The sequence below is a fragment of the Coriobacteriaceae bacterium genome, assembly GCA_025992855.1.
Taxonomy (GTDB): domain Bacteria; phylum Actinomycetota; class Coriobacteriia; order Coriobacteriales; family Coriobacteriaceae; genus Collinsella.
Genome location: DAJPGB010000001.1, coordinates 1,156,056 through 1,177,850 on the forward strand (window position 1 = coordinate 1,156,056; position 21,795 = coordinate 1,177,850).

Annotated in this window: 20 protein-coding genes and 6 tRNA genes; 19 read left to right on the forward strand and 7 right to left on the reverse strand. The window is 58.6% G+C overall.

What is annotated here, in order from left to right; all coding sequences use genetic code 11:
• The 16 genes from OIL88_04770 to folB all read left to right on the forward strand — a co-directional run bounded on the left by OIL88_04770 (window position 1) and on the right by folB (window position 14,255).
• Complete coding sequence (locus tag OIL88_04770) at window positions 1-1,092, forward strand: ABC transporter ATP-binding protein (protein HJI71683.1); 1,092 nt, start codon at window positions 1-3, stop codon at window positions 1,090-1,092.
• Window positions 1,092-2,120 (forward strand): dipeptide ABC transporter ATP-binding protein, encoded by a 1,029-nt coding sequence (locus OIL88_04775; protein HJI71684.1) that lies wholly within the window; start codon window positions 1,092-1,094, stop codon window positions 2,118-2,120. The genes OIL88_04770 and OIL88_04775 overlap by 1 nt, the downstream gene beginning before the upstream one ends.
• Window positions 2,121-2,718: 598 nt before the next feature.
• Window positions 2,719-2,808, forward strand: a tRNA-Leu gene (locus tag OIL88_04780).
• 59 nt (window positions 2,809-2,867) lie between these two features.
• Window positions 2,868-5,213 (forward strand): SpoIIE family protein phosphatase, encoded by a 2,346-nt coding sequence (locus tag OIL88_04785; GenBank protein ID HJI71685.1) that lies wholly within the window; start codon window positions 2,868-2,870, stop codon window positions 5,211-5,213.
• Window positions 5,214-5,291: 78 nt separating this feature from the next.
• Window positions 5,292-6,038 (forward strand): anti-sigma factor antagonist, encoded by a 747-nt coding sequence (locus OIL88_04790; protein ID HJI71686.1) that lies wholly within the window; start codon window positions 5,292-5,294, stop codon window positions 6,036-6,038.
• 105 nt (window positions 6,039-6,143) lie between these two features.
• Window positions 6,144-6,219: transfer RNA gene (locus OIL88_04795), tRNA-Gly, on the forward strand.
• A 34-nt stretch (window positions 6,220-6,253) separates the two neighbouring features.
• Window positions 6,254-6,327: transfer RNA gene (locus OIL88_04800), tRNA-Cys, on the forward strand.
• A gap of 42 nt (window positions 6,328-6,369) precedes the next feature.
• Window positions 6,370-6,445: transfer RNA gene (locus OIL88_04805), tRNA-Gly, on the forward strand.
• Window positions 6,446-6,623: 178 nt separating this feature from the next.
• Entirely contained in the window at window positions 6,624-8,357 is a 1,734-nt protein-coding gene (locus tag OIL88_04810; protein HJI71687.1) for a glycoside hydrolase family 13 protein, read from the forward strand.
• A 132-nt stretch (window positions 8,358-8,489) separates the two neighbouring features.
• Window positions 8,490-8,565: transfer RNA gene (locus OIL88_04815), tRNA-Gly, on the forward strand.
• Window positions 8,566-8,568: 3 nt separating this feature from the next.
• Window positions 8,569-8,643 (forward strand) — tRNA-Val (locus OIL88_04820).
• Between the two features lie 645 nt (window positions 8,644-9,288).
• Window positions 9,289-11,511 (forward strand): anaerobic ribonucleoside-triphosphate reductase, encoded by a 2,223-nt coding sequence (gene nrdD / locus OIL88_04825; GenBank protein ID HJI71688.1) that lies wholly within the window; start codon window positions 9,289-9,291, stop codon window positions 11,509-11,511.
• A 426-nt stretch (window positions 11,512-11,937) separates the two neighbouring features.
• Window positions 11,938-12,519, forward strand: a complete 582-nt coding sequence (gene nrdG / locus OIL88_04830; protein ID HJI71689.1) for an anaerobic ribonucleoside-triphosphate reductase activating protein — start codon at window positions 11,938-11,940, stop codon at window positions 12,517-12,519.
• A gap of 66 nt (window positions 12,520-12,585) precedes the next feature.
• The gene (gene folE, locus OIL88_04835; GenBank protein ID HJI71690.1) at window positions 12,586-13,143 is read left to right on the forward strand and encodes a GTP cyclohydrolase I FolE; all 558 of its coding nucleotides are present in this window, start codon (window positions 12,586-12,588) and stop codon (window positions 13,141-13,143) included.
• A gap of 1 nt (window position 13,144) precedes the next feature.
• A complete protein-coding gene (locus OIL88_04840) occupies window positions 13,145-13,726 on the forward strand; it encodes an HD domain-containing protein (protein ID HJI71691.1) in 582 nt (193 codons plus the stop codon).
• A gap of 43 nt (window positions 13,727-13,769) precedes the next feature.
• A complete protein-coding gene (gene folB, locus OIL88_04845) occupies window positions 13,770-14,255 on the forward strand; it encodes a dihydroneopterin aldolase (GenBank protein HJI71692.1) in 486 nt (161 codons plus the stop codon).
• Window positions 14,256-14,261: 6 nt separating this feature from the next.
• On the opposite strand, the gene OIL88_04850 is transcribed toward folB, so the two are convergent.
• Both OIL88_04850 and OIL88_04855 read right to left on the reverse strand, forming a co-directional pair.
• Window positions 14,262-15,038 (reverse strand): M48 family metallopeptidase, encoded by a 777-nt coding sequence (locus tag OIL88_04850; protein HJI71693.1) that lies wholly within the window; start codon window positions 15,036-15,038, stop codon window positions 14,262-14,264.
• A 74-nt stretch (window positions 15,039-15,112) separates the two neighbouring features.
• Complete coding sequence (locus OIL88_04855; GenBank protein ID HJI71694.1) at window positions 15,113-16,126, reverse strand: membrane dipeptidase; 1,014 nt, start codon at window positions 16,124-16,126, stop codon at window positions 15,113-15,115.
• 120 nt (window positions 16,127-16,246) lie between these two features.
• Between OIL88_04855 and OIL88_04860 the strand changes: the two genes are divergently transcribed.
• The 3 genes from OIL88_04860 to OIL88_04870 all read left to right on the forward strand — a co-directional run bounded on the left by OIL88_04860 (window position 16,247) and on the right by OIL88_04870 (window position 18,139).
• Window positions 16,247-16,675, forward strand: coding sequence for a peptidylprolyl isomerase (locus OIL88_04860; GenBank protein HJI71695.1), 429 nt, complete (start codon window positions 16,247-16,249; stop codon window positions 16,673-16,675).
• A 3-nt stretch (window positions 16,676-16,678) separates the two neighbouring features.
• Window positions 16,679-17,257 carry a hypothetical protein gene (locus OIL88_04865; protein HJI71696.1) on the forward strand — a complete coding sequence of 193 codons (579 nt, stop codon included), beginning with the start codon at window positions 16,679-16,681 and terminating at the stop codon, window positions 17,255-17,257.
• A gap of 84 nt (window positions 17,258-17,341) precedes the next feature.
• Complete coding sequence (locus OIL88_04870; GenBank protein HJI71697.1) at window positions 17,342-18,139, forward strand: HAD family hydrolase; 798 nt, start codon at window positions 17,342-17,344, stop codon at window positions 18,137-18,139.
• 76 nt (window positions 18,140-18,215) lie between these two features.
• Here the strand turns inward: OIL88_04870 and OIL88_04875 are convergent, their stop codons facing one another.
• From OIL88_04875 to OIL88_04895, 5 genes are all read right to left on the reverse strand, one after another.
• Window positions 18,216-18,596 carry a transcriptional repressor gene (locus OIL88_04875; GenBank protein HJI71698.1) on the reverse strand — a complete coding sequence of 127 codons (381 nt, stop codon included), beginning with the start codon at window positions 18,594-18,596 and terminating at the stop codon, window positions 18,216-18,218.
• Window positions 18,597-18,658: 62 nt separating this feature from the next.
• The gene (locus OIL88_04880; protein ID HJI71699.1) at window positions 18,659-19,069 is read right to left on the reverse strand and encodes an acylphosphatase; all 411 of its coding nucleotides are present in this window, start codon (window positions 19,067-19,069) and stop codon (window positions 18,659-18,661) included.
• A gap of 2 nt (window positions 19,070-19,071) precedes the next feature.
• Window positions 19,072-20,178, reverse strand: coding sequence for a Gfo/Idh/MocA family oxidoreductase (locus OIL88_04885; GenBank protein HJI71700.1), 1,107 nt, complete (start codon window positions 20,176-20,178; stop codon window positions 19,072-19,074).
• A gap of 73 nt (window positions 20,179-20,251) precedes the next feature.
• Window positions 20,252-20,788, reverse strand: coding sequence for a ribonuclease HI (gene rnhA / locus OIL88_04890; protein ID HJI71701.1), 537 nt, complete (start codon window positions 20,786-20,788; stop codon window positions 20,252-20,254).
• 48 nt (window positions 20,789-20,836) lie between these two features.
• Window positions 20,837-21,739, reverse strand: a complete 903-nt coding sequence (locus OIL88_04895; protein HJI71702.1) for a LysR family transcriptional regulator — start codon at window positions 21,737-21,739, stop codon at window positions 20,837-20,839.
• Window positions 21,740-21,795 lie beyond the last annotated feature (56 nt).

The following is a 21,795-nucleotide window of genomic DNA, read 5'->3' on the forward strand; positions in this document are numbered from 1 at the left end:
ATGAAGAAGAACAAGAACTATGTGGACCTGAAGGACCAGCCGGTTCCCGAGGGCCAGCATCTGCTCGAGGTCGATGACCTTAAGATGTATTTCCATACCGAGGACGGCGTCGTTCGCGCTGTCGACGGTGTGTCCTACACGCTCGATCGCGGCGAGACCCTGGGTGTCGTCGGTGAGTCCGGCTCCGGTAAGTCCGTGACCGCCATGACCATCATGGGCCTCATCTCGATGCCTCCGGGAAAGATTGAGGGCGGCGACGTTCGCTATCGCGGTCGTTCTATCCTCGAAATGACCGAGGAAGAGATGCAGCACATTCGCGGTAACGATATCGCGATGATCTTCCAGGATCCTATGACCTCCTTGAACCCGGTCTATAAGATCGGCAAGCAGGTGGGCGAGGGCCTTCGTCTGCACCGTGGCTACTCCAAGCAGGAGGCGCTCAAGCGCGCCACCGAGCTTTTGGACCTCGTTGGTATTCCCGAGCCCGAGAAGCGCGTCAATGAGTATCCGCACCAGTTCTCTGGCGGTATGCGTCAGCGCGTCATGATCGCTATGGCTCTTGCCTGCGATCCCGATATCCTGATTGCCGACGAGCCCACGACGGCTCTGGACGTTACCATTCAGGCTCAGATTATCGAGCTCATGCAGGAAATGCAGGAGAAGAACGGCAACGCCATCATCATGATTACCCATGACCTGGGCGTCGTCGCCGACATGGCCGACAAGATCATGGTTATGTACGCCGGCCGTCCCGTCGAGTTCGGTACTGCTGAGGAAATCTTCTACGAGAGCCGCCACCCCTACACCTGGGGCCTTATCCGCTCCATCCCGGAGCAGGCCATCGAAGAGAAGAAGCCGCTTACGCCGATTCACGGCAACCCGCCTTCGCTCATGAACCTGCCCGAGGGCTGCGTGTTCTCGCCTCGTTGTCCCTATGCGACCGATAAGTGCCGCAAGCAGCGCCCCGAGCGCGTTGTCACCGAGTCTGGTCATTACTCTGCGTGCCACTACTCCGGTGACCCCGAGTTTCTCAAGAACGCTCCTGAGACGTCCCGTACGCGCAAGGATTCCAAGAAGGGAGGCGAGGCGTAATGGCAGATACCAACGAGCGTACTCCTCTGCTGAAGGTCGAGCACCTCTCTAAGGAGTTCCCCGCTGAGTCCGGCATGTTCGCCAAGCGTTTTTCCAAGCGTGTCGTCTCTGCTGTAAATGACATCTCTTTTGAGATTTATCCTGGCGAGACCTTTGGTCTGGTTGGTGAGTCTGGTTGCGGTAAGTCCACGACGGGTCGCACCATCATGCGCTTGACCAAGCCGACCGCCGGTAAGGTGTTCTTCCAGGGCAAAGATGTTGCCGAGATGAGCAAGCATGAGATCAAGGACATGCGTCGCGAGATGCAGTTTATCTTCCAGGATCCTTATGCTTCGCTCAATCCTCGTATGACCATCGGCGAGATCGTCTCCGAGCCCATGACCATTCACGGCGTGGGCACCAAGGAGGAGCGCATTGAGCGTGTTCGCGAGCTTCTCGACGTTGTCGGACTGAACCCCGAGCACATCAACCGCTATCCTCATGAGTTCTCCGGCGGTCAGCGCCAGCGTGTCGGCATTGCCCGCGCATTTGCGTTGAAGCCCAAGCTGATTATCTGCGACGAGCCGGTTTCCGCTCTGGATGTGTCCATTCAGGCCCAGGTTCTGAACCTGCTCAAGGAACTCCAGGACAAGTTCGGTACCGCATATCTGTTTATTGCCCACGACCTGTCCGTCGTGCAGCACATCTCCGATCGCGTTGCCGTTATGTATCTGGGCAAGATGGTCGAGGTTTCGGACTGGAAGACGCTCTACAGTGAGCCGCACCACCCGTACACGCAGTCGCTGCTGTCTGCTGTGCCGGTGCCCGATCCTGATATCCAGAAGACCCGTAAGCGCATCATCCTTGCCGGCGACCCGCCGTCACCGCTGGATCCGCCGACCGGTTGCCGTTTCCACACCCGCTGCCCGATTGCGCAGGGCATCTGCTCCGAGAAGCTGCCTGAGTTTAAGGAAGTTGCCCCGGGCCACTGCTGTGCCTGCCACTTCGCGGAGCCGTTCCCGATCAAGGAATCGCACATCGACCTGTAGTCGGTTGTTCTCGTCCGGGCCCGTGCTGGACTTAGTTTTCAGAACGTCCTCGACCATGGAAACCCCCTTATCCTGCTCCTTCGGAGCTGCGGATAAGGGGGTTTCCTGGTCTGCGGAATGTTCTGAAAACTAAGTCCAGCACGGGTCCTGCGGCAACGCGGCAGGGAGGGGTGCGATTCCTTGGTCGCTCACTTAATCTAATAGGAAAGTTAGTGAGGCCGGAGCTTTAGCTCCGGCCTCCTTATATAAGGGCTCGGCAAAGCCGAGCCACAAACTTCTAATCAGCCCCAGAATATGTTTGAGAATCGTACTTGGAGTACGTGGCTGTAGGGGCGGAATGGGGGTAACTTCCCAACGCATTCCGCAGGGGGCGGTACATTTTGTAGCGCGAAGCGCGAATCAAAATGTACCGCATGCCCGAGGACGCGTTGGGAAGTTACCCCCATTCCGACCCGGACGTATAGATCTACCAGCACATTTACAAATTCGTAAACTTTTTTCAAAAAAGTGCTTGCGCAGTTCTCGAATCATAGGTTATTATTTTCCTCGTTGAACGCGCGGGTCTAACAAAGCGAACTGCGAATCAACAACATAGCATGTCGGAGTGGCGGAATTGGCAGACGCGCTAGCTTGAGGTGCTAGTGACCGCTTTTTGGTCATGCGGGTTCAAGTCCCGCCTCCGACACCATCGCATTTGAGAAGCCTCTTTGGAGGCTTTTTTGTTACCGATAGACGGTGGGGTCCACGATGGAAACGCTTGAACGCAACGAGTGGGCAGACGTTGCCCAGCTAGTCGAGATCACGAGCGATGCTGTCATCATTTGCGAGCTCGACGGAACCATTCTGCATGTGAATAATCGCTTACTTGGTTTGATGTGCGAGGAACGCGCCGACGTCATCGGTGGAGATGTTAAAGACGTCCTGTACTCGTCCGCTTTTGAACGTGCGACGGAACATCGTCTGCCATTTGAAACCGATTGCTCCGAGAACGAACTGATGCTCAAGCTGAGTGACGGCTCCTTTATCCCCGTCTTGGTTCGTGCGGGCTCCGTAACGCCTCCACGCATCTTTGGGCGCCGCGCACCACGTGTCCTTGTGGCGCTTCACAGTATCGAGGAACAGTATTCTCACGACCGTCAACTCAAGCGTGCGTTATCGGAGCTTAGAGTGGCGAACAAGCGTCTCTCTGGCACGCTCTCGGTCATTATGAGTACCGTGGGCTCCGATGAGCTACCTAGCCTGCTTGATACCGTTTTGAACCAGCTTGTAGGAACGCTTGGTGCTTCGGGTGCCGCTATCTATTTTTCTGAGAGCGGCGGTTTTAAGCTTCGTGGTGTTTCCAAGGAGCTGTACGACAGCTACCTACCTGAGTTTTTGCCGTATGGCGCTGGCATTCCGACGTATGTTCTTCGTGAGTCGCGTGCCTGTCGCTTGTCGATTCAACAGGACCTTGAGGGCGATAGGGCCGCCTCCGGTATGTTCATGGACCTGGACAATCGTTCTAAGCACCTATTGCGCGTGCAGGATATGCCTCCGTATCGCAGCGAGATCTGTCTTCCCGTTTTTTACGGTACGCAGATCCTTGGCGTGCTGGAAGTTGGTTGGAAACGCCCTCAGGCACCGCTCGCCTATGACGTTAATGTGCTCGAGGTCATTTGCGATTACCTATCTATCCAGCTGGTCGGCATGGCATCGAGTCTTCGCTCCCGTCGCACGGCCGAGCTTGGCCGCTCGCTCAATGTCTTGCGTGATGAGTTGTTTACCTTTCTAGACGATTCCGCCGCGGCTACCCAGGCGGTATCGTCCGAGATCTGCAATATGCTTAACTGCCATTTTTGCCCTGTTGAGTATGACGCCAGTCTGGATTCCTACGTCATAGATTTTGAAGGCGGTAGTCGCGTTGCTTTGCCGGACGATCCCGAGAGGCTTTTCTTTTCCACGACGGCGCCAGCGGCACGTCTGGGGGCTGGCCCTGATGGCTTTGAGGCATCTGTTTTGGGAGGTACGAGTGCCGAGGACCTTAAACACGTCCGTATAACTCGCGTTGATGAATCGATGCCTATGGGAGGCTGGCTTAGGGCGCATGGCCTGCCTTGTCAAGGTCTCTACGTCGACTCCGGCATCGAGGCGGGGCGCCCGCGCTCTGAGGGTGATGGCAAGCACAGTAACGACGCGATTGTTCCTGCTTCTGTTGCGAAGAGCCCGACGACGCGCGCGCTGCTGCTTCGTGATGGTAGCCAAGAGCCGATTGATGATCTTGAATATGACTACTTGGTGCACTTGGCGCATGACTTTGAACTGATCTACGAAGGCGAATCTCAAAAGCGCGAGGAGCGCCATATCGCTCAGACCCTTCAGATCGGCATGAGAAATTCCCTGGGGGATGTTCCGGGTATCGCAACCGATTCGGTGTACCTGTCTGCCACGAACTCGGCGTTGGTCGGCGGCGATTTCTATACGCTCATCCGTCTTCCCGACGACTGCGCCGTCATGATTCTGGGTGATGTGTCTGGCAAAGGCATTGAGGCCGCATCGATGTCCGCGCTCGTCAAGACGGCCCTGACGGCATATGCGTGGGAGGGCGCTGGACCGGCCCGCATGGCACGCTCTCTTAACAGTATGCTCATGGGCTTTTCGAGGGTCGAGACGTTCGTGACGGCCTTTATCGCCAAGATTGACCTTAAAGCCGGACGCGCAACGTATTGTTCGGCGGGCCATCCTCCGACCATGGTCATTAGGCCAGAGTCGATGCCGCTGGGTGGCGGCGAGGCCCGTGGGGGAGAGGTCGAGCTGCTTGGATGCCAATCGGGCGTAATCGGTGCCTTTGAGAGCATGGTGTACGAGACAGGCGTGTTTACGTTCGCTCCTGGCGACATGCTCTTCATGTATACGGACGGAACGATTGAGGCCCGCGACCGCACCGGAGCGTTCTTTGGTGAGCAGCGCCTTCGTGACCTTCTGCTCTCTGTCTCGGGTGAGGGCGTATCGGGAATCTGCGGCAAGGTCTTGGGCGAGCTTGACCGATTTACCGAATCGGCGCTGGACGATGACATTGCATTGGTGTCCCTTGAGTTTTTACGGGGTCGTTCATAGACGACGCTGGGCGGGCTGAATCCGTACGGTTGGGGAAACGAATGCATCGAGTGGGCTTTTTTGGGGAACCATGGTCGTATGAATGAGTGGAATGACATAGCGGTTTTGACGCCACCAGGCGATATCGACATCGCCACGGTGCCTGCGCTGCGTCGGCGGTTGGATGCTTTGATTGGCCGCGGCGTGCGTCGTGTTGTCATCAACTGTCAGGCTGTTAGCTTTATCGATTCGACGGGCTTGGCATTCCTGCTTACGCGCGCTCGTGAGCTCATGAGGCGAGAAGGCCTGCTTTCGCTCGTCAATGCATCGGGTGAAGTTGTTCGCTTTTTGGAGATTGCTCGTCTTGTCGATATCCTTCATGTCGCGGGGCCGGCACGGGAGTCTATTCCCGCCATTCCGGTGGGGGAGCTGCCTCGCTGGAGTAAGAGCGTCGAGGTCCGTCAGGGTATCGAGAATCTTCCATACTACCGACATCGCATCGTCGAACTCCTTGAATCGCTTCCGTTGCGCCGTGACGAGCGCTACGATGTCGCATTGGCGTCGGGGGAGGCGCTGGGTAATGCCTATGACCATGCGGGCGGTATCGGGTGCGTCCTGACGGTTCAGGCCTATGGCGATCGCGTTGTGGTTGAGGTGCTTGATCGAGGTGCCGGCTATTCTATCGATGAAACGAGCGAGCCGGTCGCATCCGAGGAGCGCGGCCGTGGCATCAAGCTTATGCGTATGCTCGTCGATAACGTGGAGGTTGCTCGTCGTACGGACGGCGCCGGCACGCGCGTACAGATGGTGAAGCTGTTTAGCGGAGCGCTGGAATCGTGTGCCTAGCCAATCGCTTTAGCGCGTTTAGCTACTAAGAACATGCGGCAGACAAGTTTTTTGAAAAAAGTACTTGCGTCTTTTGGACAACTCGCGTAAATTAATAACCCGCAAGCGGACATGGCTCAGTTGGTAGAGCACAACCTTGCCAAGGTTGGGGTCGCGGGTTCGAGCCCCGTTGTCCGCTCCATTGCATTTCCGGACCGTTTAGGCGGTCCTTTTTCGGCGAAGTGGCCAAGTGGTAAGGCAGAGGCCTGCAAAGCCTTTACCCCCGGTTCGAATCCGGGCTTCGCCTCCAGGCAACATCCGGGCGCTCCGGCGCCCGTTTTGTTTTACATATGCGGACATGGCTCAGTTGGTAGAGCACAACCTTGCCAAGGTTGGGGTCGCGGGTTCGAGCCCCGTTGTCCGCTCCAAACGCAACAGCCCGACTACTACGGTAGCCGGGCTTTTTTGTACCTATCTCCTAGGCTCGAACCCGAGAGGGGGCGAGCGTTTTGGGGCGTGGCTGTGGCGTTGTTTGTCGCGAATGTCCGCTTTGGGCGTATCATCGTGGGCATCTAGCAAAACCTCGTTGCAAGGGAGACTCATCACATGGCTACAGAAAAGTCCTCTTTGCGCTCATGGATGTCCGACGCTGCGATCTATCAGATCTACCCGCGCTCGTTTAAGGATTCGACTGGTTCGGGTCTGGGCGATATCGCGGGCATTACCCAGAAGATGGACTATCTTGAGCGGCTGGGTATCGAGGCCATCTGGCTGAGCCCGTTTTACCCATCGCCTCTTGTCGATGGTGGCTATGACGTGGCGGACTACTGCGATGTCGACCCACGTCTCGGCTCGCTTGACGACTTCGACGACATGATCGCTGCGGCTCACGCGCGCGGCATCAAGGTCATCGTCGACATCGTGCCCAACCATTCATCCAACCAGCACCCCTGGTTCAAAGCCGCTCTTGCCGCCGGCCCCGGTTCTCCCGAGCGCGCCCGTTATATCTTCCGCGATGGTTGCGGCGAGCATGGCGAGCTGCCTCCCACCAATTGGAATGCCAACTTTGGCGGCCCCGCCTGGACGCGTGTTGCGGACGGTCAGTGGTATCTGCACATGTTTACGCCCGAGCAGCCGGACTTTGACTGGTCATGTCCTGAGGTTCACGCGCTCTTTTGCGACGTCCTGGCGTTTTGGAGCGATCGAGGCGTCGACGGCTTTCGCATTGATGTGGCGCAGGGTCTCGCCAAGGATCTCGACCGCGATGACCTCGACCGGTGGCATCTCGCCGAGGGCGATGACATGGTTGACGACGGCACCCATCCGCTGTGGGACCGCAATGAGGTCCACGAGATCTATCGCGAGTGGCGCCGCGTGTTCGACCGCTATAATCCGCCGCGCAGTGCCGTTGCCGAGGCGTGGGTGCTGCCCGAGCGCCAGTATCTCTACGCGCGTCCCAGCGAGCTTGGCCAGACATTCAACTTTGAGTTTGCCAAGGCCACTTGGACCTATGATGACATGCACACTGCAATCGAGAAGGGCTTGAAGGCAGCCGTCGAATCCGATTCCGCCTCGACCTGGGTACTCTCCAACCACGACGTGCCGCGCGTGGCGACACGCTATGCCCTGCCGCAAATCAAGGCGACGCGCTACCACCAGATTGCGCTCGACTGGCTCTTACGCGACGGGTCGTCTTATGACGAGGACCGTGAACTTGGCGAGCGCCGCGCGCGGGCGGCCCTTTTGCTTGAACTGTCGCTTCCGGGCTCGGCATACGTGTATCAGGGTGAGGAGCTCGGCCTTTTTGAGGTGGCTGATATCCCGTGGGCTGCACTCGAAGACCCTACTGCGACCAATACGCACGGACCGAAGCGTGAGAAGGGGCGCGACGGCTGTCGTGTGCCCCTGCCGTGGGCGGCGGCGGACGATCCCGCGCATGGCGGATCGTTTGGGTTTTCGCCGGCAGACGCCGATGCGGCGCCCCATCTGCCGCAGCCTGCATGGTTTTCCGATTATGCTGCCGATAGGGAAGAAGTGGACCCGACATCGATGCTTGCGCTCTATCGTGACGCCCTCTGGCTGCGGCGCAAGCTGCGCGGGTGCGCCAACGATCTTGCGTGGCTCGATCTTGACGGGCGCACCGGTCTTGCGGATGGTGCCGAGGGCGCTGAGGGCGGCGTCATCGCCTATCGCCGCGATAACGGCTGGGCGTGTGTGACGAACTTCGGTGCAGCACCCGTGGAGCTGCCGGCGGGCAGGGTCCTGCTCACCTCATCACCGCTTGCAGACGGCAGGCTCGCACAGGACAGCTCTGCCTGGATCATGCTCGGTGAGATGTAGGGGCATCTCGCTGCGAGCCTGCGTTTGTCCACGCCTTTCGTGACGACTGATGCCCTCGCGAGAGCGTCGCAAAACTTTTCAAAAAAAGTTCTTGCATAGGATGCGGGCATCACGTAAGATTAATCCTCGTAAGCGGACATGGCTCAGTTGGTAGAGCACAACCTTGCCAAGGTTGGGGTCGCGGGTTCGAGCCCCGTTGTCCGCTCCATTTGGGCGTTTAGCTCAGGGGGAGAGCGCTTCCCTGACACGGAAGAGGTCAGAAGTTCAAATCTTCTAACGCCCACCAAATGATCGCAGCTCAGAGGCTATGTCCTCTGGGCTGTTTTGTTTTGCCACCAAGCACGCCGCCAATATAAGCCACCAAATATTGATCCAAGGTCTGTACGCGATGGTCTTCGCATCCCGTAGAGGTGCCGGCAGATTGCATACGTCCTGGCCGATCGTGACCGCAACATGTTGGTCAAGCATAATCTTTTGGATTCTTTTGGCGCGAACGGCTTGGTTTTGGTAGGATTTGTCGGCAACTTGACCAAGGGTGTTTCAAAACTGCCATGCAGGTAGCCGAGTTGGTAATGGTTTAGCAGGCTACCAAGAACCCCCTCGTTTTTAATGCGTCTGCAAATTGACCAATTGCTTTGACCTGCTGAAACACTATATGTTGTGTTTGACCTAAAAAAAGAATACAGGATATAGATGCATCTTTGTCGTATGATAGATGGCGGACAGAGAACGAGAACCCTACTTACCTCATTCGGATAGACCTTTGGGCCGCCTGATCGGCTATGAAGATTGTCCGCATGAAGACTTATGGTTATCGAGAACACAGATTGCGCAGCGGCGCCGCAAGGCAGGGGCAAGCTCTGTCGGGCATCGTTTGGCTCTAAAGCGCAATGAGGCCATGACGCGAAAGAGGCAAAGGAGAGGCAAGAGGATGAAGATCATCAAGCGCAGCGGTACCGAGGTTACCTTTGACATCGATAAGATCGTCAATGCGATCCGCGCCGCCAACTTGGAGGTCCAGGAGGGCTTTCGCCTTACCGACCGTCAGGTGATTTACGCGGCGCAAAACGTCGCCGAGGCATGCGAGAACGCCGGCCATACCGTTTCGGTCGAGGAGATCCAGGACCTGGTCGAGGACGAGATTATGCGTCTCGACTGCTACGAGGTCGCCCGTCACTACATTATCTACCGTTATGTTCAGAGCCTGAAGCGCCAGAAGAACACGACCGACGACAAGATCCTGTCGCTCATCGAGTGCAACAACGAAGAGGTCAAACAGGAGAACTCCAATAAGAACCCGACCGTCAATTCCGTCCAGCGTGACTACATGGCCGGCGAGATCTCCAAGGACCTGACCCAGCGCGTGCTGCTGCCCCAGGATATCGTGGATGCCCATAACGAGGGTCTCATTCACTTCCACGATTCTGATTACTTTGCCCAGCACATGCACAATTGCGATTTGGTGAACCTGGAGGACATGCTCCAGAACGGCACCGTTATCTCGGGCACGCTGATCGAAAAGCCCCATAGCTTCTCGACGGCCTGCAACATTGCTACGCAGATTATCGCTCAGGTCGCTTCCTCCCAGTACGGCGGCCAGTCCATCTCTCTGACGCATCTTGCTCCGTTTGTCGAGGTAAGCCGTCAGAAAATTCGCGGAGAGGTTGCCCGTGAGCTCGAGGAGCTCGGCGTCTCTGCGTCTGCCGAGAAGGTGCGCGAGGTTGTCGAGGACCGTCTGCGCGATGAGATTCGCCGCGGCGTCCAGACGATTCAGTACCAGGTCGTCACCCTTATGACCACCAACGGACAGGCGCCGTTCGTGACGGTCTTCATGTACCTGAACGAGGCGCGCTCCGCCCAAGAGAAGCACGACCTCGCCATGATTGTGGAGGAGACGCTTCGCCAGCGCTACGAGGGCGTTAAGAACGAGGCCGGCGTGTGGATCACCCCGGCGTTCCCCAAGCTCATCTATGTGCTCGAGGACGATAACGTCCGCGAGGACTCGCCGTACTTCTACCTGACGCAGTTGGCCGCCAAGTGCACCGCAAAGCGCATGGTGCCCGATTACATCTCCGAGAAGAAGATGCGCGAGCTCAAGCTGTCGAAGGGCGAGACCGCGGGCAACGGCGACTGCTATACCTGCATGGGTTGTCGCAGCTTCCTGACGCCCGACCGCTCCGGTAACGGATTTAACAACGTGGCCAACGCGCTGAACTATGACCCAAACAAGCCCAAGTACTACGGTCGCTTTAACCAGGGCGTTGTGACCATCAACCTGCCCGATGTCGCCCTGAGCTCGCATCAGGACATGGACAAGTTCTGGAAGATCTTCGACGAGCGCCTTGAGCTGTGCCACCGCGCCCTGCTGTGCCGTCATGAGCGTCTGATGGGTACGCTTTCGGATGCCGCACCGATTCTTTGGCAGTACGGTGCTCTCGCCCGTCTGAAGAAGGGCGAGACGATCGACAAGCTGCTCGTGGGCGGTTACTCCACCATTAGTCTGGGTTATGCCGGCCTGTATGAGTGCGTCAAGTATATGACGGGCCACAGCCACACCGAGAAGGAGGGCACGCCCTTTGCCATGGCCGTCATGCAGCGCATGAACGACAAGTGCGCCGAGTGGAAGGCCGAAAGCGATATTGACTTCTCGCTGTACGGTACCCCGCTTGAGTCGACGACCTACAAGTTCGCCAAGTGCCTGCAGCGTCGTTTTGGCATCATCCCGGGCGTGACGGACAAGGGCTACATCACCAACAGCTACCACGTCCATGTGTCTGAGGAGATTGATGCTTTCGATAAGCTCAAGTTCGAGGGTATGTTCCAGCAGCTTTCGCCGGGCGGTGCCATCTCCTACGTCGAGGTTCCCAACATGCAGGACAACCTCAAGGCTGTCATTCGCGTGATGCAGTACATCTACGACAACATCATGTACGCCGAGCTCAACACCAAGAGCGACTACTGCCAGGTGTGCGGCTACGACGGCGAGATCAAGATTGTCGAGGATGATGGCAAACTGGTGTGGGAGTGCCCCAACTGCGGCAACCGCGATCAGGAGAAGATGAATGTTGCCCGTCGCACGTGCGGCTACATCGGTACCCAGTTCTGGAACCAGGGCCGAACCGAGGAGATCCGCGACCGCGTGCTGCATCTCTAATAACCATCCCAGGCCGCCCCGTAGCGAGGCCCCGGACCTTTACTCGCTATTTCGGACAGTCCTGGCTCACGACGGAGGCGCCACTGGCGCCTCCTGTTCGTGCGGAACTCATATCGAGCAAAGGTCCGGGGCCTCGCTACGGGGCGGCCAAGTTGACGTAGCTGAGATGCGGCATGCGGTCTGCTCACTCCTCGAAGTTCTTAGCGGAGATAATTCGAGCTGCAGCTGCGATTTACTTGCGATGGCGGTTGAGCCGCAACCCAGTTTTTATTAGATCTCGAACCCTATGCTCGATGTTCGCTTCGTTCATTGAGTTACCCTTTGCATGAGGCCGGGACATATCGTCCCGCCCGCAGTTTCGCAGGCCGCAGGCCGAGAATGTTTGAGGACGGGATGATATGTCCCGGCCTCCCGGGAGAGTTACCTATGAACTACGCGAACATTAAGTATTTCGACATTGCTGATGGGGAAGGTGTTCGTACTTCTCTGTTTGTGAGCGGGTGCCGTCGTGGGTGCAAGAACTGCTTTAACTCTGTCGCGTGGGACTTTGCTGCGGGCGAGCCGTTCGATCGTGCCGTCGAGGACAAGATTATCGAGAGCCTCGATCATCCCTTTATTGACGGCCTGACGATTCTGGGCGGCGAGCCTATGGAACCTGAGAATCAGGCGGGACTCGTTGAGTTTGTCGAGCGCGTTCGTGCCGCGTATCCTGCGGGGTCAGGAAAGACCATTTGGTGTTTTACCGGCGACGTGCTCGAGGAGCTTATGCCGGGCGGTCGCCACCATACCGAGGCGACGGACCGTATCCTTGCCTGCCTCGATATGTTGGTGGATGGCCCGTTTGTTCAGGATCTGTACGATATCTCATTGCGCTTTAGGGGCTCGAGTAACCAGCGCGTGATTGATATGAACGCCACGCGTGCCCGTGCCGAGCGTGAGGGCGTTACGCTTTGTGATGCGGTTGAACTTTGGCGTGATGATCCGGTCTATTCGACCCATACTATGTAGCTTGTGGTCGATGCCGAAGAGCGTGGTACCATAGCGCGAACGTGAAATCGGAAAAGTGAGGCCCAGATGGTCGATCAGGAAAAAGTCGAGGCCGCCATTAAGCTGTTGCTTGAGGGCATAGGCGAGGACCCAACTCGTGAGGGCCTGCTGGAGACCCCGGCGCGCGTTGCCCGTATGTATGGTGAGATCGCCGGCGGTATGGACCAGAGTGCCGAGGAGCACCTGTCCAAAACCTTTGCCGTCGCCTCGAACGACTTGGTTATCGAGCGCGACATCACGTTTTACTCGCTGTGCGAGCATCATCTGCTGCCGTTTTATGGCAAGGCTGCGATCGGCTATATCCCTAACGGTCGCGTGGCGGGTCTGTCTAAGCTCGCTCGCACGGTTGAAGTCTATGCCCGTCGTCTGCAGCTGCAGGAGCAGCTGTGTGCGCAGGTTGCCGACGCCCTCATGGATTATCTCGCTCCCCAGGGAGCGATTGTGCTCATGGAGGCTGAGCATATGTGCATGACCATGCGCGGCGTGCAAAAGCCCGGCACCAAGACCGTGACGCTCACTCGCCGCGGCGTCTTTGAGACCGATCCCGCGCTCGAGGAGCGGTTCTTTAGGATGCTGGGCCGTTAGCATGAGGGTCGTCAACGACTTTACATCGAAGACCGATGAGGGGACGTCGCGTCGCGGCTTTATGGCTTCGGGCCTGGCCCCCTTTGGTGCCATGCCTCGCGTTGATTACATTTGTGCCAACGGGCTTTTCCGGCGGCACCTGGGCAACATTGCACAGTTGGAATCGGGGCGCATCTTCTGCCGCCACGGTATTGACCATCTGCTCGATGTCGCTCGCATTATGTGGATCAAGAATCTCGAGGAGCAGCTCGAATTTGACCGCGAGGTTGTCTACGCCACGGCACTTCTTCACGATATCGGCAAAGATGAACAGTATGAATCGGGTATATCCCATGATGTTGCAAGCGAGCGCGTCGCTGATGCAATTCTCGGCGGCATGCCCGATGACGTGGCGTTTGAGCCGGCCGATGCCGCAGCCATTAAGACGGCCATTCTGGGCCATCGAAAGCTGCGCGTGAACAGCCAACCGCTTGAGCGTCTGCTCTATGCGGCCGACAAGGCCTCGCGCGCCTGCTTCGCATGCCCCGCGCGCAATGCTTGCAACTGGAGCGATGATAAAAAGAACCTGTCGATTCGCGTGTAGTTAGTTTGCGCGGTCGGGGTTCTAAACGAAGGAGACGATCGCGATGAGTAACAAAAAGCTGCCCGAGAATGCAACCAAGACTGAAGGCGCCGAGCTCGCCCGCCGTGGCAGGGGCGAAATATCCACCGCAACGGCGGTGCCCCACGTGAGCTATGACGATCTGCGCCATGCCGACCGTATTGTCATTGACGGGCTTGAGGTTTTTGCCAACCATGGTGTGTATCCCGAGGAGAACGCGCTGGGCCAGAAGTTCATCGTGTCCTTGGTGCTCTATGCCGACCTGCGCGCTGCGGGGGAGCACGATAACCTGGACGCCTCGATTGACTACGGCTCGGTGTGCCACGATGTCGATGGCTATCTGCGCGAGCATACGTTTAAGCTCATCGAGGCGGCGGCTGAGGGTACGGCCCAGATGCTGCTGCGCCGTTATCCCTCGCTGCTTGGTGTGCGCATCAAGCTCGATAAGCCTTGGGCGCCCGTCGGTCTTCCCCTGGCAAGCTGCGGTGTCGAGATCGAGCGCGTGCGCTAGTCGACGCTAGAGCTTGTTGAGGGGTGGCTGCTTGAGCCGCTGCGACAGGGCTCTATTGTTGGGGCAGTACGTGTCGAGCAGGGCGTGAAACCGCTGATTGTGGCTTGGCTCGAGCAAGTGGACGAGCTCGTGGGCGACAACCATGTCGAGGCATTCGACAGGGTAGGCGGCGAGCTCGCGCGCGATGCGAATGGCGCCGGTTTTGGGTGTGCAGGAGCCCCAACGCGTTTTCATGCTGCGCACGGAGACGCGGGCCACGGTGACGCCCATTGCGATTTCGTACGCGTGCACGATGTCGCGTAGCGCTGCGGTGACCTCGGACGCGTAGAGCTGGTCGATGTGGGCTTGGAGCTCGTCGGACGTTAGGCCGTCGAGGATTGCGTGCCGCTTGGCCTGCGGGCCTTCGTCCGATTCATCGGTACCCATAAAGCTTGCGAACGTGGCTTGTTTGGGCCGCGGTGCGGGGGGATCAAAGTTGTGGTCGAGTGCATCCTGTACCGTGATGGGCTTGCCCCAAAGTGCAATGATGGACGAGGGGCTGAGCGACTCCTGTGCCGTCGTCTGACGTTGCTCGCGCTGGGCAAGTCGGCTGATAATCCAGGCGCTGTTGCGCTTCACAAACGCTTCGATATGCTCGCGGCTGGCGCCGAGCGGTGCGCTGGCGTGGACCTCGCCGCTCGATGTGACGCGTAGGTTGAAGTTTTTGACGCGTTTTTTGGTAACGACGACGGAGATGGGCGTCCCATCCGGTCGGGATACAGAAATCGTAAACTGCTGCGTCAAAAGCGGTCCTTCAGATTGGGGACGGGCCGGCATGTCGACCGTTCGGCATGCCGGCCCGCTCAAGGGATGTGAAATTAATAACGCTCAAAGAAGGCAAGCGCGTTGTCGCTGCAGAGCTTCTGCATCACGGTCTTGCCAAAATGCTTGGAAAGCATGTTCTGGAACTCGGGCATCTTGCTGGCATCGGAGAGGAAAGCAGGCACCGTGGCGCCGTCCCAGTCGCCGCCGAGCGCGATGACGTCCTCGCCGCCCAGGTCGAGCCAGTGCTCGATATGTGCCGCTAGCTGGTCGAAGGTGACGTCTGCGGCGGTCTTGTCGGTTGCGTCGTTGGATAGGAACTCGCTGCAGTAGTTGAGGCCGACGATACCGCCCATGTCGCGAATGGTGCGGAACTGGTCGTCGGTGAGGTTGCGCTTGACGCCGCAAACCGCGCGGGAGTTGGAGTGGCTGGCAACGAAGGGGCGCGTGGCGTGGGCGACAACCTCGTCAAAGCACTCATCGTTGAGGTGGGAAACGTCGAGCACCATGCCGGCGTGCTCCATCTGCGTAAGCGCCTCGATACCGGCGGCGGTGAGGCCGGCGTGGGTGTCGTGGCCGCTCGCGAGCGGTCCCTGCGCGTTCCAGCTGAGTGACGACATAAGCACGCCCAGGCTCTTGAGCACCTCGATCAGCGCGGGGTCCTCGGCAAAGAACGTGGCGTTTTCGATGGTGTGGATGCAAGCGACCTTGCCGTCTTTGAGCGCAGGGCGAATGTCTGCGGCGCTGCGTACGTTGACCATGCGGTCGTGGTTGAGCATTGCCTGGCCGCTCATATGCGCCATGATTTGCGCCTGGAAGCGCGCGGCGTGGGCGGTGGGAATCTCGTCGGGGACAAACGTGGCGAAGCACTGTGCCCACGGCGTGTTGCCGATCTTTGCGAGCGAGATGGCGCAGGCGTTGCCCTCGATGAGGTCGAAATCTTGCGGATGCGTTTCGTCGCCGGGGAAATAACCGTCGGTGCCGGCGGTAAAGCGCAGGTCGAGATCGAGCGTGGCCCAGCCGATGCGGTCGGCGGTGTCGCAGTGTAGGTCAAATACGGGATATGCCATGGTTCCTCCGGTTGCAGCGTTTCTTTGCAAACTGTCATTGAATTGTATGACTAGGGTATAGTTAGCGCCATATGTTCACGGCGGCCTGCGTTGTGCGCCGCCCTTATCACGGAGGTTACCATGTCCAACCAGGGCAAGAAGGTCAAGACCCATTATCGCGGCACGCTCGACGACGGCACGCAGTTCGATAGCTCCTACGATCGCGGCGAGCCGCTGGAGTTCACCTGCGGTGCCGGTCAGATGATCAAGGGCTTCGACGCCGCTGTTGTCGACATGCAGGTGGGCGAGAAGAAGACCGTGCACATTCCTGCTGCCGATGCCTACGGCGAGCACAATCCCGAGATGGTTCTGACCTTCCCGGCCGAGCAGGTTCCCAACATCGAGCAGATCGAGAAGGGCATGAAGCTCTTCCTGTCCACGCCGAGCGGTATGCCCGTCCCCGCCGTCGTCATTGACGTGACGCCCGAGGCTGTGACGCTCGACGCCAACCACGAGCTGGCCGGCAAGGACCTCAACTTTGATATCGAGCTCGTCGAGGTCGAGGGTTAGAGTATGCCTGAACGCTTGGTTTCGACGACATGCTTGGGAAATCTCAACGATCCGTCCTATGAACTCCTGCTTCGCCGGAAGTTGGGCGGCGTCTTTGAAGTTGACGAGCTACTGTTCGATTGGGACCGGGCTGATGTATGCGCGTTTGCGGGCGTGACGGAGCTGGGGCGCACGATCGATGTTCGGCTGGATGCTGCCGACGGCGGTCGTCTTGCCGATGGCGACGTGCTCGCCATCGACCGTTCGGGCATGGTGCCCGTGGCGGTTGTCGTGCGCCTGCGCAGCGCCGAGGTTTATTTGGTCGAAGTCGACCGCACGGATCCGATTGCGCTCGCGCATGCGTGCTGGGAGATCGGCAATATGCACGCGCCGCTTTTCCGAGGCGATTCGGACGAGCATACCGTGCGCATGTATACGCCGGTGCAGCCTGTTTTGGGCCGCATGCTCCGGGGCGTCGAGGGTGTTCGGCTCTCGGTGGTTACCCGTGAACTCGATGCGGACCGGCGCTTTGCATCGAGTACGGCGGAGGTCGTCGTGAGCATAGCTCCCGACTTTGCCATCGTAAAAAAGACGCGCGGCTAAGTGCGCGTATGCGCAAGACGGGCTTTGAGGGGCGACCAATCAAAGTCCGTCTTGCTGTTGATAAGAGGCTTTGGGGGAAAGCATATGGGTCTTGAGGGAATCAAGCTGATTGCATGCGATTTGGACGGCACGTTGCTGCATCCGGGGGAGCGCGAGCCGCGTTCCGAGGCCTTTGAGCTTATCGATGAGCTGCATCGTCGCGGTATCGTGTTTATGCCGGCGAGCGGCCGTCAATATGCGAGCTTGCGCTACCTGTTTGCCCCGGTGGCCGATGAGCTCGCCTACGTATGCGAAAACGGAGCCCTGGTGATGAGCGAGGGGCGTGCCGTTGTCAAGCGTTCCATGGAGCGTTGCCTTGCTATGGATATCGCGAATGCCGTGGTTGCGTATCCCCATGCCGACGTGACCCTTTCGTGTGAGGGGCGCCTCTACACCATGAGCGGCAACGACGCGTTTGTTGAACACCTGCGTTATGAGGTCCACTGCGATGTGGCGGTGGTCGACCGTCCCGAGGACATCGACGAGGACGTCATTAAGATTGCCTTCCAGACGCCCGAGGCAGAGCAGCCGGCGGCGCTGGAGTATTTCGAGCGCCACTTTAGCGACTGTGTCGACGTGATGACGTCGGGAACCGAGTGGACGGACTTTATCGGCTTTGATTCGGGTAAGGGTTCCGCGCTTGCCGATTACGGTCGTGCCCTGGGAATTTCGCCCGATGAGATGATGGCGTTTGGCGATAACGAAAACGACCGCGACATGCTCAACGTAGTGGGCCATCCCTATCTAATGGAGAGCTGCAATCCCTCTATGCGTGGCATCAACGACCGCGTCCGTTACGTACGCACGGTCGAAGAGGAGCTGCGTCGCCTGCTCGCCGAGTAGATATTTGGGACATGCCTAGAAATGTACTGTTTGCTGTAGCGGATGGGCAAGTAGATTTGCAGGCATGTCCCAAAGGCTACCGGCAGTCGGGACAGAGACCCTCGAAGATGGTGTAGTGCGACGTGACGTGCCAACCGATTTGCTCGGACGCCTTAGCGTCGAGCTGGGCATCGAAGGGGAGCGGTACGTCGATGACGCGGCTGCACGAGGTGCAGATGATGTGCGCATGAGGCTCGACGGTACGATCGAAGCGGCTGCCGCCCGGCGTCTTGATGGAGAGGATCTCGCCGGCATCGGCCAGGAGGTTGAGGTTGCGGTAGACCGTGCCGCGGCTGATTTTGTCATCCTGCTCGCGCACGACGTTGTAGATCTCATCGGCGGTGGGATGGTTATAGCTTTGGCGCACGGCGTCGAGAACCAGCTTTCGCTGCTTGGTATTTCTTCTTTGCACCGCCATGCGCCTCGCCTCTTCTCTATCAACGGTTCGTAGATAAATGATACCGTATTTAGCACACAATACTAATAACGAGGATTGAAACCGTCTTCATCGGCAAGCGGGGCTCGCGCCTGGGCATCTTTGAGGCGAAAGCGCGTCCCCATGCGCTCGTAGGAGGCATGAAGCGCCTCGAGCTGAGACAGGATGTTTGCCGGCGCCCCCTGTATTTCCATCTCGACTGAGCCGTCTTCCATATTGCGCACCCAGCCGGTGAGCGCGCGTGCCTGAGCGAGGTTGGTGTTGGTAAAGCGAAAGCCAACGCCTTGGACCTGCCCTGTCCAATGCAGGAAATAGCGCAGGGGAGTGTCTTGAGTGGCCTCGTCGCTTGCGAGTACGGTAAGCCTGCGGCGCAGCTCGAGCTCGACGTTTGATGGTTTTTGAGGCTCTCGACTGCCGCCGGTGACGCTGGAGAAGAACGTATCGAAGAGGCCCATCGCTATGCCTGCTTGCCTGCGTCGGCCGGGAAGGTAATGCCGGCCTGCCGGCGCACGGCATCCATGATACGCAGTGAGACGAGCGTGACATCGCGGTAGTGGCCAAGCTCGTGGCGTCCTGCCGGGGTCTCCCAAATTTCTTCCTTAACGTTATCGATGCCGCCGATGGCGGTGATAAAGTCTGTGAGTTCGTATTCCATAGTGTTGCTCGATTTGGGCAGGTCGAGCACGCGGCCGTTCTCGCCCTGTTCGCGCGGTGCCTCGGTCGCCGAGCCGCGTACGACGTCGCCGCGATAGTCGATGCGGACGTTGCGGGGCGTGGACAGATGGTCGATCTGGATAGTGCCACGCTCGCCTTCTATCTGCGAGGGCAGCAGGTCATTCGTAATTTTGGAGTGCGCGAGCTCGACGGAGATGCGGCCACCGCCGTAGCTGGCGAGGATGGAACCGCAGCCGTCGATGGGGCCGTGCGTGAGCTGTCGCGTGGTGGGGTCGAGCAGAGTAGTCATGCTCGTAAGGCCGGAGGGCATGCCGAAAATCTCGACCATGGGCTCGACGGTGTAGACGCCAATGTCCATGAGGGAGCCCGAGGCCATGTGGCAGTCGAAGATATTGGTGGCGCGCCCCGCGAGAACCTCGTTGTAGCGCGAAGAATACTTGCCAAAGCGCAGTGAGGCGCGACGAATGGGCGCAATCTCGCCCAGGGCGTCCTCGACGGCGTGGAAAGCGGGGTCATGGAGCGGGCGCATGGCCTCGAGGGCCACGACACCTGCTGCTTCGGCAGCGCGGAAGACTTCCAGCGCCTGCGCTTCGGTGGCGCAGAAGGGTTTCTCGACGATGACATGCTTGCCACCGGCGATGCAGGCAAGGGCCTGCTCGTGGTGAAGTGCGTTAGGGCTGCCGATATAGACGGCGTCGACGTCGACGGCGGACGCAAGCTCGTCAAGTGCGGTGAAGTTACGCTCGCCGCCGTGTTCGGCGGTAAAGGCGGCGCCGCGCTCGGCATCGCGCGAGAGCGTGCCCACAAACGCGGCTTGGTCGTTGGCGTTGACGACTTGGATAAAGTCGTCGGTGATCATGGATGTGCCGATGGTCGCGATGCGCAGCATACGTCCCCCTTGCGTTGTTTGGTCTACAGGATGAGTGTAGCGCGTGGGGATATAAAGCCGCGCGAAAACGCTATTACAGGTCGCTCTCGTTAAAGCCGGTGTCGATATCGAGGTTGCTGCCGTCGGCCGCCGTGGTGGCGAGCTCATCGCAGCGCTCGTTGAGCTCGTGGCCGGCGTGGCCCTTAACCCAGATGAACTCCACCTTATGCTTGCTCTTTGCGGCAAGCAGGCGCTCCCACAGGTCACGGTTCTTAACGGGCTGCTTGTTGGCAGTTTTCCACCCGCGCTTTTTCCAGCCGTCGATCCAGTGCTTGTTAAAGGCGTTGACGACGTACTGCGAATCGGAATGGACCTCGACCTCGCAGGGGCGGTTGAGCGCCTCGAGCGCCACGATGACCGCCATGAGTTCCATGCGGTTGTTGGTGGTCTTGGCGTAGCCGCGTGAAAGCTCGGAGGTGAAGGTCTTGCCGGCGGGGTTGGTGTATTTGAGTACGGCGCCGTAGCCGCCGCGTCCCGGATTTGATCGGGCCGAGCCGTCGGTATAGATGATGACCTTCACGGGCTTCCTTTCGTTGGGTACGTTTCGTGTGAGTGACCATTGTAGCGCCATGCCCGCCGGGGGCTAGCAATCTACGATTTCTACCCCGTCTTCCGACGGTTAGTTGGCATGGATGATGCGGTTGAGCTCGTCGAGGTATTGCTGCAAGAGGGAAGAGGGCTTGCGCTCATTGTGCATGATATAGCCTACGTGCATCGTTGGGGCGTCTGCTAACGGGATCGATGCCATACCCCATTGCATTTCATTGGAGAGGACACCGGTCGACAGGGTGTAACCGTTCGACGTGATAAGTAAGTTAGTAAGTGTTCCGCGGTCCGAGATTCGTATGTTGCGGTCGCAAGGGATATAGCTAAAAGGTTCCTCGGCGTAATAGAAGGAGTTCGAGGTGCCTTGCTCAAAGCTGTAGCGCGTATAGGGTGTAAGGTCGGCAAGGGACAGCTGAGGGCGGCGTGCGAGCGGGTGGCGCTCGCTAACGAAGACGTGGACCGTCGCGTCGAAGAGGGGATGGAAGCTTGCGCGGGCATCGGCGAAGGCCTTCTGCAGAACGCGGGCGTTAAAGTCATCCAGATACAGAATGCCGATATCGCTGCGAAACGCACGGACGTCATCGATGATCTGCGATGTGGTGGTCTCGCGCATGATGAACTCGAACTTGCTGTCGCGGCAGCGCTCGACTACGTTGACAAAGGCCTCGACCGAAAAGGCGTAGTGCTGGGCGGAAATGGCGAGGCGGGCTTGCGGGGTGCCACCGTCCTCGTAGCGTGCCTCGAGCATGTCGGCCTGCTCTACGACCTGGCGCGCATAGCCCAAAAGCTCGGTGCCGTCGTTGGTGAGCGTGACGCCGCGGCTGGAGCGCGTAAAGATCTCCAGATGGAGCTCTTGTTCTAGGCTTTTGACGGCGTTTGAGATGTTGGACTGAGCGGTATAGAGGCGCTGAGCTGCGGCGTTGATTGAGCCGGACTCTGCCACGGCGATAAGAAAACGAAGCTGCTGGAGTGTCATCGGTGCCCGTCCTTTCGATAGCTATCTAAAAAACCGATAACAGGTTAGCGCTTTTA